The sequence below is a fragment of the Microbispora siamensis genome (assembly GCF_016863095.1).
Classification (GTDB): Bacteria; Actinomycetota; Actinomycetes; order Streptosporangiales; family Streptosporangiaceae; genus Microbispora; species Microbispora siamensis.
This window is the reverse complement of sequence record NZ_BOOF01000059.1, coordinates 45005-57606: the sequence shown is the minus strand read 5'-3', so window position 1 is coordinate 57606 and position 12602 is coordinate 45005. Positions and strand designations below refer to the sequence as shown.

The 12602-nt window shown below is 71.3% G+C and carries 15 protein-coding genes; 8 read left to right on the top strand and 7 right to left on the bottom strand.

Going from position 1 to position 12602, the window contains the following annotated elements:
- From Msi02_RS37790 to Msi02_RS37780, 3 genes are all read right to left on the bottom strand, one after another.
- Positions 1–186, bottom strand: a 186-nt coding sequence (locus Msi02_RS37790; RefSeq protein ID WP_204052576.1) for a hypothetical protein, incomplete at its 3' end; no start/stop codon positions are given.
- A 2-nt stretch (positions 187–188) separates the two neighbouring features.
- A complete protein-coding gene (gene kdpA, locus Msi02_RS37785) occupies positions 189–1850 on the bottom strand; it encodes a potassium-transporting ATPase subunit KdpA (protein ID WP_204052575.1) in 1662 nt (553 codons plus the stop codon).
- Positions 1850–1939, bottom strand: coding sequence for a potassium-transporting ATPase subunit F (locus Msi02_RS37780; protein ID WP_051762707.1), 90 nt, complete (start codon positions 1937–1939; stop codon positions 1850–1852). The genes kdpA and Msi02_RS37780 overlap by 1 nt, the downstream gene beginning before the upstream one ends.
- Positions 1940–2261: 322 nt before the next feature.
- On the opposite strand from Msi02_RS37780, the gene Msi02_RS37775 reads away from it, so the two are divergent.
- Positions 2262–2708 carry a hypothetical protein gene (locus tag Msi02_RS37775; RefSeq protein ID WP_204052574.1) on the top strand — a complete coding sequence of 149 codons (447 nt, stop codon included), beginning with the start codon at positions 2262–2264 and terminating at the stop codon, positions 2706–2708.
- Positions 2705–3130 (top strand): DUF3147 family protein, encoded by a 426-nt coding sequence (locus tag Msi02_RS37770; RefSeq protein WP_204052573.1) that lies wholly within the window; start codon positions 2705–2707, stop codon positions 3128–3130. Before Msi02_RS37775 ends, Msi02_RS37770 begins: the two co-directional genes overlap by 4 nt.
- 9 nt (positions 3131–3139) lie before the next feature.
- On the opposite strand, the gene Msi02_RS37765 is transcribed toward Msi02_RS37770, so the two are convergent.
- Positions 3140–3784, bottom strand: coding sequence for an isochorismatase family protein (locus tag Msi02_RS37765; RefSeq protein ID WP_204052572.1), 645 nt, complete (start codon positions 3782–3784; stop codon positions 3140–3142).
- 94 nt (positions 3785–3878) lie between these two features.
- Between Msi02_RS37765 and Msi02_RS37760 the strand changes: the two genes are divergently transcribed.
- The 6 genes from Msi02_RS37760 to Msi02_RS37735 all read left to right on the top strand — a co-directional run bounded on the left by Msi02_RS37760 (position 3879) and on the right by Msi02_RS37735 (position 9081).
- Positions 3879–4511 (top strand): TetR/AcrR family transcriptional regulator, encoded by a 633-nt coding sequence (locus Msi02_RS37760; RefSeq protein WP_204052571.1) that lies wholly within the window; start codon positions 3879–3881, stop codon positions 4509–4511.
- 147 nt (positions 4512–4658) lie between these two features.
- Positions 4659–5933 (top strand): cytochrome ubiquinol oxidase subunit I, encoded by a 1275-nt coding sequence (locus tag Msi02_RS37755; protein ID WP_204052570.1) that lies wholly within the window; start codon positions 4659–4661, stop codon positions 5931–5933.
- A gap of 13 nt (positions 5934–5946) precedes the next feature.
- The gene (cydB, locus tag Msi02_RS37750; RefSeq protein WP_204052569.1) at positions 5947–6960 is read left to right on the top strand and encodes a cytochrome d ubiquinol oxidase subunit II; all 1014 of its coding nucleotides are present in this window, start codon (positions 5947–5949) and stop codon (positions 6958–6960) included.
- A gap of 104 nt (positions 6961–7064) precedes the next feature.
- The gene (locus tag Msi02_RS37745) at positions 7065–7931 is read left to right on the top strand and encodes an MEDS domain-containing protein (RefSeq protein WP_204052568.1); all 867 of its coding nucleotides are present in this window, start codon (positions 7065–7067) and stop codon (positions 7929–7931) included.
- Positions 7924–8727 carry an ATP-binding protein gene (locus tag Msi02_RS37740; RefSeq protein WP_204052567.1) on the top strand — a complete coding sequence of 268 codons (804 nt, stop codon included), beginning with the start codon at positions 7924–7926 and terminating at the stop codon, positions 8725–8727. The genes Msi02_RS37745 and Msi02_RS37740 overlap by 8 nt, the downstream gene beginning before the upstream one ends.
- Positions 8728–8838: 111 nt before the next feature.
- Positions 8839–9081 carry a hypothetical protein gene (locus Msi02_RS37735; RefSeq protein ID WP_204052566.1) on the top strand — a complete coding sequence of 81 codons (243 nt, stop codon included), beginning with the start codon at positions 8839–8841 and terminating at the stop codon, positions 9079–9081.
- 6 nt (positions 9082–9087) lie between these two features.
- Here Msi02_RS37735 and Msi02_RS37730 read toward each other — a convergent pair whose 3' ends face one another.
- The 3 genes from Msi02_RS37730 to Msi02_RS37720 all read right to left on the bottom strand — a co-directional run bounded on the left by Msi02_RS37730 (position 9088) and on the right by Msi02_RS37720 (position 12559).
- Positions 9088–10002, bottom strand: a complete 915-nt coding sequence (locus Msi02_RS37730; RefSeq protein WP_308441851.1) for a glucose 1-dehydrogenase — start codon at positions 10000–10002, stop codon at positions 9088–9090.
- A 130-nt stretch (positions 10003–10132) separates the two neighbouring features.
- Entirely contained in the window at positions 10133–11950 is a 1818-nt protein-coding gene (locus Msi02_RS37725; RefSeq protein ID WP_204052565.1) for a glycoside hydrolase family 15 protein, read from the bottom strand.
- A 228-nt stretch (positions 11951–12178) separates the two neighbouring features.
- Positions 12179–12559 carry a winged helix-turn-helix transcriptional regulator gene (locus Msi02_RS37720; protein ID WP_204052564.1) on the bottom strand — a complete coding sequence of 127 codons (381 nt, stop codon included), beginning with the start codon at positions 12557–12559 and terminating at the stop codon, positions 12179–12181.
- Positions 12560–12602: the final 43 nt, after the last annotated feature.

The following is a 12602-nucleotide window of genomic DNA, read 5'->3' as shown; positions in this document are numbered from 1 at the left end:
CGGATCGACGACCGCGAGCACAGTGGTGAACGCCGCACCGATCTCGACCACGAACATCACCGGATTGCGCCACAACGTCACCGGATTCAGCTTCCGCAACGCCTCAGGCAACGACCTCACGAGCTGCCGGGGATCGAGCAGACCACCGCCGATCCTGCCGTTCGTGCGCCGTGATGACGTCGACATGGCTAGGAGAGTCCTTCCGCGAGCGGCGCGAGCGCGAGGGCCGGCAGGAACGTGAGGGCGACGAGGACGACCGTGACGCCGGCCACCATGCCGACGAACTGCGGGCGGTGGGTGGGCAGCGTCCCGGCGGAGACCGGCACCGGCGCCTGCCTGGCCAGCGACCCGGCCAGGGCGAGGATGAAGACGATCGGCAGGAACCGGCCGAAGGCCATGCACAGGCCGAGCGCCACGCACCACCAGGGCGTGCCCGCGGAGATCCCGGCGAACGCCGAGCCGTTGTTGTTGGCCGCGCTGGTGAACGCGTAGAGGATCTCCGAGAGCCCGTGCGGGCCGCCGTTCAGCATGGCCGCGAGACCGGCCCGGTTGCCCATCGCCGCGGCCGTGCCGGCGAGCACGAGGGCCGGGGTGACCAGGAAGTAGAGCGAGGCCAGCTTGATCTCGCGCGAGCCGATCTTCTTGCCCAGGTATTCCGGCGTTCGTCCCACCATCAGACCGGCAACGAAGACGGTGATCATCGCCAGCACGAGCATGCCGTACAGGCCGGAGCCGGCGCCGCCCGGCGCGACCTCGCCCAGCATCATGTTGACCATCGTCATCATGCCGCCGAGCGGTGTGAAGGAGTCGTGGGCGGAGCCGGCGGCGCCGGTCGAGGTCAGCGTGGTGGCGGCGGCGAAGGTCGCGGAGCCGGGCACGCCGAAGCGGACCTCCTTGCCCTCCAGTGCAGCCCCGGCGGCCCGGGTGACCGTGGCGCCGCCCGAGGCCTCGAAGACGTTCGTCAGCAGCACGCTCACCAGGGCGATCACCGCCATGACGGCGAGGATCGCGTGTCCCTGACGCACCTGGCCGACCATGCGGCCGAACGTGCGCGGCAGTGCGACCGGGATCGCCAGGAGCAGCACGATCTGCAGCCAGTTCGTCCATCCCGCCGGGTTCTCGAAGGGATGGGCGGAGTTGGCGTTGTAGAAGCCACCGCCGTTGGTGCCGAGTTCCTTGATGGCCTCCTGGCTCGCCACCGGGCCCCCGGTGATCGCCTGGGTGCCGCCGGTCAGCGTCGTCACCTCGTGCGGTGCGGCGAAGTTCTGCACCACGCCCCCCGCGACCAGGACCAGCGCGGCGACGAAGGCGATCGGCAGCAGGACCCGGAACGTGCCGCGCACGAGGTCCACCCAGAAGTTGCCGATGGTGTCGGCCTGCCTGCGGGCGAAGCCGCGCACCAGGGCGATCGCCACGGACATGCCGACCGCCGCCGACACGAAGTTCTGCACCGCCAGGCCGGCCATCTGCACCAGGTGGCCCATGACGGTCTCGCCCGGGTACGACTGCCAGTTGGTGTTCGTCACGAAGCTGACGGCCGTGTTCCAGGCGACGTGGGCGGGGACCGGTGGCCGTCCGAGACCGAGGACCAGCCTGTCCTGCAGGCGCTGCATGCCGTACACGACGAGTACGGAGACCGCGGAGAAGGCCAGCAGGGCGCGTGCGTAGACCGCCCAGGGCTGCTCGGCGTCCGGCCGCACGCCGATCAGGCGGTAGACGAGGCGCTCGGCCGCGCTGTGGCGGGTGCCGGTGTAGACCCGGTAGAGGTAGTCGCCCAGCAGCAGGTAGACGACGGCGAGCACCGCGACGACGGACAGCACGAGCACGGCCCCTGCCGCTGCCGCGCCCATCAGAAGCGCTCCGGGAACAACAGGGCCGCGACCATGAAGACCAGCAGCGCCGCGGCCACGCCGAGACCGACGGCGTTGATCACGCTCACAGGCGCTCCACCGCCCTCACGACGAGCCCGAAAATCGTGAACACCGCGATCGTCAGAGCGACGAAGATGACGTCCGCCATCCTCACTCCTCGGTTGTGATTACGTCCGCAGGCCTACGGCGTCTCAGCACAAGCAAAGTCCGAGATCGGGGGCATTTGGCCGCTCTTGACGGGTTTCATACGGGTTCGAACCGAGTATTGACGGGCTCTGTACGCGGCCCACGCCGGGGGTTTCGGGCGTTCCCGCGCCGGAAATCAACGCGGTTCAACCGGCGAGCGGCGCCCCCCGAACATCTGTGTCGGTTCCGGGGAGGGGACGCGGCGTGGGCGAGGTGACCGACCAGATCGTGGAGGTCGTCCTGAAGGCGCTGGCCGGAGGCGTCTTCGTGCTGGCCTTCGCGGCGCTGGCCGAGATGCTGACGCCGAAACGGCTCGCCGGGGTGTTCTGCGCCGCCCCTTCTGTGGCCCTGGCCAGCCTCATCGTCACCGCGGGCATCGCGGGCGTCCCCGACGTCCTCGCCTCGGCCCGGGGCATGCAGATCGGCGCGGTCGGTTTCACCCTCTACTGCCTGATCGCCGTTCCCCTGCTGCGCAGGTGGGGCGCCTGGTGGGGGGCCTTGGCCGCGCTCGCCGTCTGGGGCGCCGCCGTGGCCGCCGGGTACGCGCTGGCGCCTCAGGGCCTGCTCAGCGTCCGGACCACGGCGGTCCCTGCTCCGCTCCCATGGCCGGCGGCTCCGGAACTCTCCCCGCCACCGGTGCACCCGTCATGAGCGCCCGTCGTGACGACGGCCCGGCTCCCGGCGACGGCCGGAAGGTGCGGCTGCGGCTCAGTGAGCTGAGGCGACCACCCCGGCGCGACTGGGCGGTCCGGTTCGCGTTCGGCATCGGAGTGTCGGCGCTCGCCGGGGTGGTGTCCGTGCTGGCCGGCCCGCGCGCGGGCGGGCTCTTCCTCGCGTTCCCGGCGATCCTGCTGGCGAGCGTCACCCTCGTCGCCAAGGAGGAGGGCGTGCGCCAGGCCGGACAGGACGTGGCGGGCGCGACCTTCGGCACCCTCGGCCTGATCGGCTTCGCCGTCGTCGTGGCGCTCACGGTGACCCTCTGGCCGCTGTGGCTGTCCCTCACGATCGCCACCCTGACCTGGGCGGCCCTCTCCCTGGCCCTGTACGCCGCCGTGACCCGGCTCCGCCGCTGAACGCCGTGTTCAGGCCGTCGTGGGCGCGAGCCGCCCCTGGTGCACACCGGCGAAGAACGTGCGGCCCGCCATCGTCATGGCCGGCTGGAACTCGGCCATCAACTGCGTGCGGTACGGCGCGTCGGCGAAGCGCGGCTCCAACTGGAACTCGGCGGCCAGCGACCACCAGGTGACCGGCACGACGCCGGACATCGTCATCCGCTGCACCGCCGCGTCGTGCGCCTCCCTGCTGAGGCTCGCCGTCGCGTCCACCACGACGTACGCCTCGTAGCCCTCGCGCAACGCGCCCAGCGCGGTCTGCAGCACGCAGCCGTCGGTGGCGATGCCGCCGATGACCAGCCTGCGGCGGCCGGTGGCACGGACGGCCTCGGCGAAGGCCGGGTCGAGGAAGGAGTTGAACGCCGTCGTGCGCTCGATGACCGGCCGGTCGCCGATGACCTCCAGCAGTTCCGGATAGAGCGGGCCCGAGGGTTTGGACGCCTCGCCGTTGGTCACGACCAGGCCGCTGCCGTACAACGTGGCGGTCTTGGCGAGGCCCACGACGTTGGCGATGTGCTCGCGCAGGTCGTGCGAGCGGAGCAGGTTGGCGAAACCGACGGCGTAGTCGACCAGGACCACGGTGGTGTCGTCGGGGGAAAGCGGGGCGAGGTTCATCGCGATCACTCCTGGTTTGCAAGGTCCCTAATGACCATTTGGTCATTAATCTACGCCTGCCTCGCCGCTACTGTCCACGTGTACAGTAAGCCGCATGGTGTCTGACGCGTCACAGCCGAACGCCGCGGAGCCGGCGCCCGGGAGGAAGCGGGTGCGCGACCCCGAGGCACGACGAGCCGCCATCCTCGCCGCGGCCCGCTCGGTCTTCGCCGAGCGCGGGTACGCGAAGGCGACCATCAGGGAGATCGCGCAGCGGGCCGGGGTGACCCACGGGCTCGTGGTGATGCACTTCTCGTCCAAAGAGCAACTGTTCCTCGCCGCCGTGCCGGGGACGCGGGACCTCGCCGACAGCGTCCGGGGGGACGCCGAGGGACTGGCCGAGCGGGTCGCCCGCGCCTACGTCGCCCGCATGGAGTCGGCCGACAGCGCCGATCCCTTCATCGCCCTCGTACGCAGCGCCGCCGGCGATCAGGAAGCCGCCAAGGCACTGCTGCGGGCCATGCGCGAGGAGAGCATCGCCGCCTACCGCACCGTGCTCACCGGCCCGGACGTCGCGCTGCGGGTCGACCTGCTCGGCGCGCACCTCATCGGGGTGACGTTCAGCCGGTACGTCCTGGCGGACGGTCCCATCGCGGCCATGTCCGCCGACGAACTGAGCCGCTACCTCACCATGACGCTCGACGGCATCCTGTTCGGCTCCGCCGGGACGAGCCCCACATCCTCCTGATCGGGCCGGCGGCCCCGATCACCTGCCGCGAGACGTGGTTGTGAGGATATGATCCGTCCACTCTTGCGGACTTTGCGAGGAAAGGGCTGATTTGTCGCTCCACCACGCGCTCCGGACCTCTCCTCGCGGGGTGACGGGCGGCCGCCGATGACGGACGAGACGCTGGCGCGCCTCCAGTTCGCGACGACGGCCGGTTTCCACTGGCTGTTCGTGATGCTCACCCTCGGCCTCGCCCCGCTGATCGCGGTGATGCACACCCGGCACGCCCTCGGCGGCGCACCGCTCATGGAGCGCATGACCCGGTTCTGGGGCCAGATCTACGTCGTGAACTACGTGCTGGGCACCGTCACCGGCCTGGTGATGGAGTTCCAGTTCGGGCTCGCCTGGAGCGGGCTGGCCGAGTACGCGGGCAACGTCTTCGGCGCCCCGCTCGCACTCGAGACGATCGTCGCCTTCTTCGCCGAGTCCACCTTCCTCGGCATGTGGATCTTCGGCTGGGGGAGGCTGCCGAAGGCCGTGCACGTCACGCTGATCTGGCTGGTCACCCTCACCGCCTACGCCTCGGCGTACTGGATCATGGTGGCCAACGGCTTCCTGCAGCACCCCGTGGGGCACGAGGTGCGCGGCGGCGTCGCCCACCTCACCGACTTCGGCGCCATGCTCACCAACCCCAACGCGATCAACGCGTTGGTGCACGCCGCCACCGCCGCGCTGATGACCGGCGGCGTATTCGTGGCCGGGGTGAGCTCCTACCACTTCCTCAAGCGCACGGCGGAGCGGGAGTTCTTCCGCGCGTCGCTGCGCCTCGGCCTGTTCACGGCCACGCCCGCGGCGTTCGTCGCGCTCTACTACGGCTTCGTGCAGATCCCGACGCTCGTGGACACCCAGCCGATGAAGGCGGCGACGTTGCGGGGCCACATCGACGACGTCGGCTCCCTGCGGGTCGAGGACGTGCAGGCGCAACTGGCGCAGCGGTTCGGCGCGGGCGACTACCGGCCACCCTCCTGGATCGCCACCGCCTTCGACGTCATGCAGGGCGTCGGGTATCTGATCTTCCTGCTGGTCGTCGTGGCCCTCGTCCTGCTGTACCGGGACTGGTACCTCCGGTTCCGCCCGGCGGCGTACCTGATGCTGGTCGCGGTTCCCCTGCCTTTCGTCGCCGCGTTCGGCGGGTGGCTGCTGCGCGAGGTGGGGCGCCAGCCGTGGGCGGTGTACGGCGAGCTCACGACGGCCGCCGCACGGTCGCCCGTCGGCTCGATGACGGCGTCCCTGGTCCTGTTCTGCGGGGTGTTCCTCGCTCTGGCGATCGCCGACTGGGCGCTGATCGCCCGGTACGCCCGCCGCGGCCCGGCCGACACCGACCTGGGCGGATCACCCGGCGACGGGCAGGCGGAGCGGCCCACCGCGTCGCTCGCCCTGTGAATGAGGAGCCCTCGTGACTCTCGAACTCGTGTGGCCGGCCCTGCTCGGGCTGCTGCTCGCCGGCTACTTCGTCCTGGCCGGTTTCGACTACGGCGTGCAGTTGCTCACCCCCTGGCTCGGCCGTGACGACGGCGAGCGGCGGGCGCTGCTCAACGCCTTCGGCCCGTTCTTCCTCGGCAACGAGGTCTGGCTGGTGGCCGCGGCCGGGGTGCTGTTCGGCGCCTTCCCCTTCCTGGAGGGGCGGCTGCTTTCCGGCATGTACTTCCTGTTCGCGGCGATCCTGGCGGGGATCGTCGTCGGCAACGCCGCCGTACAGTTGCGCAGCCGCCACCGGGGCGCCCCGGCGCGCCGGCTCTGGGATGGGTTGATCTTCCTGGGCGGGCTGGTGCCCGCCGTGGGATGGGGGCTGGTGACCGGCCGTCTCCTCGCCGGGGTGCCGCTGGACGCCCGGAACGCCTTCTCGCTCGGAACGGCCGATCTGCTCGATCCCTTCGTGCTGCTGTGCGGCGCCACGACCACCGCGGTGTTCCTCGCGCACGGGGCGTCCTTCCTGGCGTGGCGGACCGGCGGCGAGCCCAGCGCGCGGGCGGCGAGGGCCGGCCGTCGCGCCCTGCTCGTGGCGGCCGTGGCGGCGGCCGCCGTCCTCGTCACCGGCTTCCTGTCCTCGGCGCGGCACGCCCTCGTCAACCCCTGGCCCGCCCTCGCGGCCGGTGCGGCCCTGGTGGTCGCGCTCCTCGCCGGGGCGGCTCTGCTGCGCGCGGGCCGTACGGGCCGTGCCTTCGCCGCGACCTCGTGCGCGGCCGCCCTGCCCGTCGCCGCCCTCGGCGCCGGCCTGCACCCCTTCGTACTGGTCTCCTCCAGCGCTCCGGGCACCGGCCTGCGGCTGGCGGAGGCGATGGCGGAGCCGGGCACCCTGCGGCTTCTGGCGGGCTTCGCCGCGGTCATGGTGCCGCTGATGGCGCTCTCCCAGATCTGGAACTGGTGGATGTTCCGCGACCGGGCCAGCCGTACGCCAACGTACCTGTAGCTCCTCCCGCCCAGCCGAGACCCGTTCTTGACGAATGCCCGTCACTAGGATGGGTAGCCAGATGAGGCGGTGGGCGGCGGGGATCGCCTGGGGATGGTGGCGTGGTGACCGTCAGTGCTGAAGTGCAGATCACGGATCTGGCGATCAACGATCACGCGTGCCTGACCTTCGGCGAGCCGGAAGAGCTGCTCGACCTCACCGCCGCGTACGTACGGGACGGGCTGGCGGGAGGGCTGCGCGTCGTCTGGCTGTGCGAGGAGCCGCAGGGAGCGCTGGCCGAGCTGAGCCGCCGCGGGATCGCCGTGCAGTCCGCCACCGCGAGCGGCCGGATGGACGTCGTCGCATCTCAGGAGGGCCTGCTGTCCGGGCAGGCCTTCAACGTGGATCACGCGATGGGGTGGCTGAGCTCCCAGATGGAGCTGACCTCGCACGAGGGCTACGCGGGACTGCGGGTGGCCCTCGACATGGGCTGGGCGCTGCGGCCGGTCCACGGTGTGGAGCAACTGCCCGCCTTCGAGGAGAAGATCGCGACGATCCTGTCGGACAGCAGCGTGTCGGTGTTGTGCCAGTACGACCGGGAACGCTTCGACCCGGTCACCCTCGCGTCGGTCTCCCCGTTCCACACGCGGGCGGTCGCCGCGGCCACCTACTACGACGACCCGTTGCTGCGGATCTGCCGCCAGTACGCGCCGCCCGGCATCCGGATGGCGGGACAGATCGACCGGGCGGCCGAGGACGCCCTGGCCCTGGCGCTGACCGAGGCGATCAGGACGGACGGCCCGCTCACGATCAATATGGCCGAGCTGTCCTTCATCGACCTCTCCTGCACCCGGACGATCATCGACGTGGCGCGGAGCCTGGCGCCGGCCCGTACGGTCGTCCTGCGATGCAACCCCGCCATCGCGCCGCGATTCGTGCTGCTCGGCGCTCAGGGCATCCCCGGGATCAGCCTGGTGACCGCGCATGAGTGATGACGGAACCAACGATGCCACGCACGTCGCCCCGGGCTCCGGCAGCGGGAGGCGGACCGCCGCGACGCCGGTGCTGATCCTCGACCAGCCGTTCGACCGCGGCTCGCTCTACGCCCTGCGGGAGACGCTGGAAGCACACGCCGTCCACGCCGGGCTTCCCCACGGCCGGGCCGTGGACCTGGTGCTCACCGTCCACGAACTCGCCACCAACGCGATCTTCCACGGCTCGGGAACCGGACAGGCGAGGATCTGGCAGTTCGACGGCGTGCTGCGGTGCGAGGTCGCCGACCCCGGCTCGTCCCGGCACGACGCCGCCGGATGGCCGGTCAGGCACGGGCACGGGCTGTGGCTCGCACGCTACCTGTCCGACCGGTTCACGATCGACTCCGGTCCCGACGGCACCGTCGCCACGGCCCATTTCACCCTCCCCGGGCCCGCGTCGCGCCGGTCCGCCACTCCACGGCTGCGCCGTCTCGAATCGCACACCGTTCTGGAGCTGGACGGCGCCCTCGACGAGCAGGCGGCCCCGCAGATCATCGCGACGGTCGGCGAGCTCGTCTCGGGCACACCGGCGCCGGGGCTGGTGATCGACCTCTCGGCGGTGACCCACTGGGACAGCACCGGCATCACCGCTCTGATCACGGCGCAGCAGCGCGTATCGGAGACCCCGGCGGGGATGCTGGTCCTGACCGGACTCGCGGCCGAGTTCGCCGAGCGCCTCGACGCTCTCAGCCCGGTTCCGTTCACGATCCGCGAAACACCCGACAAGGCGGTCCACCTGTTTCCACCGCCCTGAAGCGGGCGCATGTGCTGAACATGTGCCGATGGATCGGACGAGGCAGGCGATGGGTGAGATGCTCGGGCCGTCGTCTGGGCCCTGCTCGGCCGGTTCCGGTACGCGCTCCCGGTGCTGGCCCTGGCCGCGGCCGCCGCACTCGCCGGCTACGGGTCAGCCGACGACCTGCTGTCCGGGACCTTCCTGGCCAGGGTGCCGATCCCCGTCTGGTACGGCCTGCACCTCCTGGCGGCGCTCGCCGTGGGCGCCGTTCTGGTGATCTCCTCCCGCCGGGAGGCCGCCCGGCAGCCCAGGACGGGCGGCTTCGTGGCGGTGACCCTCGGCCTCACCGCCATGCTGATCTTCTTGCTATGAGAAGCGTCACAGCTCGACGACGACCTTGACGTCCTCCGGCCCGGCGGTGAAGGCGTCGCGGAACGACTCCAGCGGCACCCTGCGGGTGATCAGCCGGTTCAGCCAGGCGAGATCGGCCTTGGCCAGGGCGTCGGCCGCGGCGGCGTAGTGGCCGAGGTTGGCGTTGACCGAGCCGATGAGCACGTCGTTCTCCAGCACGATCTCGCGATTCAGGCTGCCCGCGTCGAGCGTGATCCGGCGCCCGGCCGAGGAGACGCCGGTGAGGCAGACGATGCCGTACGGCGCGGTGTTGGCGGCCACGGCGAAGATGACCGGTCCGGCGCCGGTCGCCTCGATGACCACGTCGGGGCGCACCTTCGCGGCGACCTCGCCGGCGTCCTCGGCGTGGTAGACCGCGCCGAGGTCCCGCACGAGAGCCGGTTTGGGGCCGTCGGTGACCCGGTCGAGGACGTGCACCTCCAGCCCGCGCTGCACCCCGAGCAACGCGGCGAGCAGTCCGATCGGCCCGGCACCGGTGACCAGCGCGGTCTTCGGCGCGAACCAGGCCCGGGCGCCGACCTTCTCGACCTCGTCCCAGGCCTTGGCGACGACGCTGGTGGGTTCGAGGAGCATCCCGACGTCGGCCAGTCCGGGGTCCAGCCTGACGGCGTAATCGGGCTCGACCACCCAGCTCTGGCCGGCGTATCCGTCCAGTTCCTTGATGCCGCGCTCGGTGTAGCGGCCGTTGCGGCACATGTCGAACTGGCCGTGCGCGCAGGCGCCGCACGGCACCGGGTCGGGCCGCCGGACCACCCCGACGACCAGGTCACCGGGGGCGAAGCCGCTGCCGGAAGGCGCCTGCCGCACCCTGCCCAGCGATTCGTGGCCGATGACCAGGCGGTCGCGTCCGGGCGGGGCCCAGCCGTACTCCCCGGCAGCGATCTCCTTGTCGGTGCCGCAGACGCCGACGGCGAGAGCGTCGATTAGCAGGTCCCCTCGCCCGGCTGGGGATCGGGGACCTCGGTGACGGCCAGGGAGTCCTTCCGCAGCGGAATGACGGTGAGAGCGCGCATCAGCGCTCACCTCCAACGTGCTCGTGGCCGTGCGCGACGTGCTCGGCCGGCCGGGTGCCGGACAGGTGACGGGCGGCGTTCACCAGCCCGACGTGGCTGAACGCCTGCGGGGTGTTGCCGAGTTGCCGCCCCGTGACGGGGTCGTACTCCTCGCTCAACAGGCCGAGGTCGTTGCGCAGGCTCAGCAGCCGTTCGAACAGCTCGTACGCCTCGCGGTGGCGGCCGATGCCGTACAGGGCGTCGGCGAGCCAGAACGTGCAGGTGATGAAGGCCCCCTCGGTGCCGGGAAGGCCGTCCACGTTGCCGTCGGCCTGTGGCCGGTAACGCAGCAGGAACCCGTCGGAGCACAGCTCACATCGCACCGCCTCGACGGTGCCGGCCACCCGGGGGTCGTCCCACGGCAGGAACCCCACCCGGGGGATCAGCAGCAGGGCGGCGTCCAGCCCCTTCGAGCCGTAGAACTGGGTGAACGTGCCCCGCTCGGGGTCGTAGCCGCGGTCGCACACCTCCGCGTGGATCTTGTCGCGGGTGGCGCGCCACCGGTCCACGGGCCCGTCCAGGCCGAAGCGTTCGACGGCCTGCACGGCCCGGTCCAGGCCCGCCCACGCCATGACCTTGGAATGCACGAAGTGGCGGCGGTCGCCGCGCACCTCCCACAGCCCGTTGTCCGGGTCGTCCCAGTGGCCCTCCAGGAAGTCCAGCAACGCCCGTTGCAGGTCCCAGGCCGGCTCGTCGGCGTGGATGCCGGCCGTCCTGGCCAGGTGGAGCCCGTCGAGGACCTCGCCCCACACGTCGAGCTGGAACTGCCCCGACGCCGCGTTGCCCACCCGCACCGGAGCCGAGCCCTCGTAGCCGGCCAGCCAGTCGAGTGTGTATTCCGGCAGGCGGCGCGTGCCGTCGATGCCGTACATGATCTGCAGGTCGGCCGGGTCCCCGGCCGCGGCCCGCAGCAGCCACTCCCGCCAGGCTTTGGCCTCGGCGACGAAACCGGTGCCCAGCAGCGCCTGCAACGTGAACGTCGCGTCACGCGGCCAGCAGAACCGGTAGTCCCAGTTGCGCGGCCCGCCCGGTTGTTCCGGCAGCGAGGTGGTGACCGCGGCCACGATGCCGCCGGTCGGCGCGTAGGTCAGCGCCTTCAGTACGACCAGCGATCGGCGCACGGCCTCCTCCCATCGGCCCTCATACCGGAAGCCGCGCATCCACGACGTCCAGAACGCCTCCGTGTCGGCGAGGGCCTTCTCCGCGTCCACCGGACGGGGCATGCGCTCGTGCGAGGGCCGGTAGGTCAGCACGAACGGCACCCGCTGCCCGGCGACCACCTCGAATTCAGCGTAGGTGGTCATGTCCTCGCTGCGGAGCGGCACCGGTGTCTTCAGCCAGGCGGCGTCCGGCCCGGCGACCGCCGCGAGCCGTCCGTCCTGGTGCCGCACCCAGGGCACGATGTGCCCGTAGTCGAACCGCAGTCGCAGCGCCATCCGCATCGGCACCCGTCCGCTGACGCCTTCCACCACCCGCACCACGTCGGCCGCCTCGCCGCGTGGCGGCATCGCGTCGATCACACGTACGGATTCCTCGGGGGTCTCCCACTCCGTCTCCAGGACGAGGGAGTCGCCGCGATAGCGGCGGCGCGTGCAGAGCCCTCCGGCCGCGGGGGCCAGGCGCCAGAACCCCGCCCGCTCGTCGCCCAGCAGGGCGGCAAAACACGCGGGGGCGTCGAACCTGGGCAGACACAACCAGTCGATAGACCCGTCGCGCCCCACCAGCGCGGCCGTGTGCAGGTCGCCGAGCAGCCCGTAGTCCTCGATCCGCAGTGCCACCGCGCCTCCCCCTCCGGCGGTCGATCTCGCGAAACAAGGCCGCGCTACCCGAGCAAAGGGAACGTATGCACTGTGCAAATAAACCGTGCGAAGAAGCCGTCGGCAGGCTTCGCGGCTACCCACCTTTTTGTGGGTACTTGTCCGCCGGGCCGGAGCGGCGTGAAGCTTGGTTCCGGGCGGCCGGAAGGGCGCCGGATTCCAGGCGGGAACGGGGGTGACGGCGGTGTGTCAGGAGACCGGCAGGGACCCTGCCTGCGCCTCTCCCGTCGGCGTCTCCCGGGCCAGCTTCTCCAGGCGGCGATGTCCCCAGTCGGACAGCGGCGCCAGCGCCTCGGAGAGCTCACGGCCGAAATCGGTCAGTGAGTACACGGTCTTCAGCGGACGGCCGTCGTGCACCTCACGGTGCACCAGCCCGTCGGCCTCCATCTCCCGGAGCGTCTGAGTCAGCACCTTCTCGGTGAGGCCCGGCAGCCGCCGGACCAGCTCGCCGGGACGACGCGGAGCGGATTCCAGGAGCCAGAGCAGGATCGTCTTCCACTTGCCGTCGATCACGGCGATCGCGGCGGTGACCCCGCAGACGTTCAGGTCTCTGGCGCGGCTGCGCGTCACTTTTCCATCCCGTTCAGCGCCATCGCTGTCATGCACGCAGGAG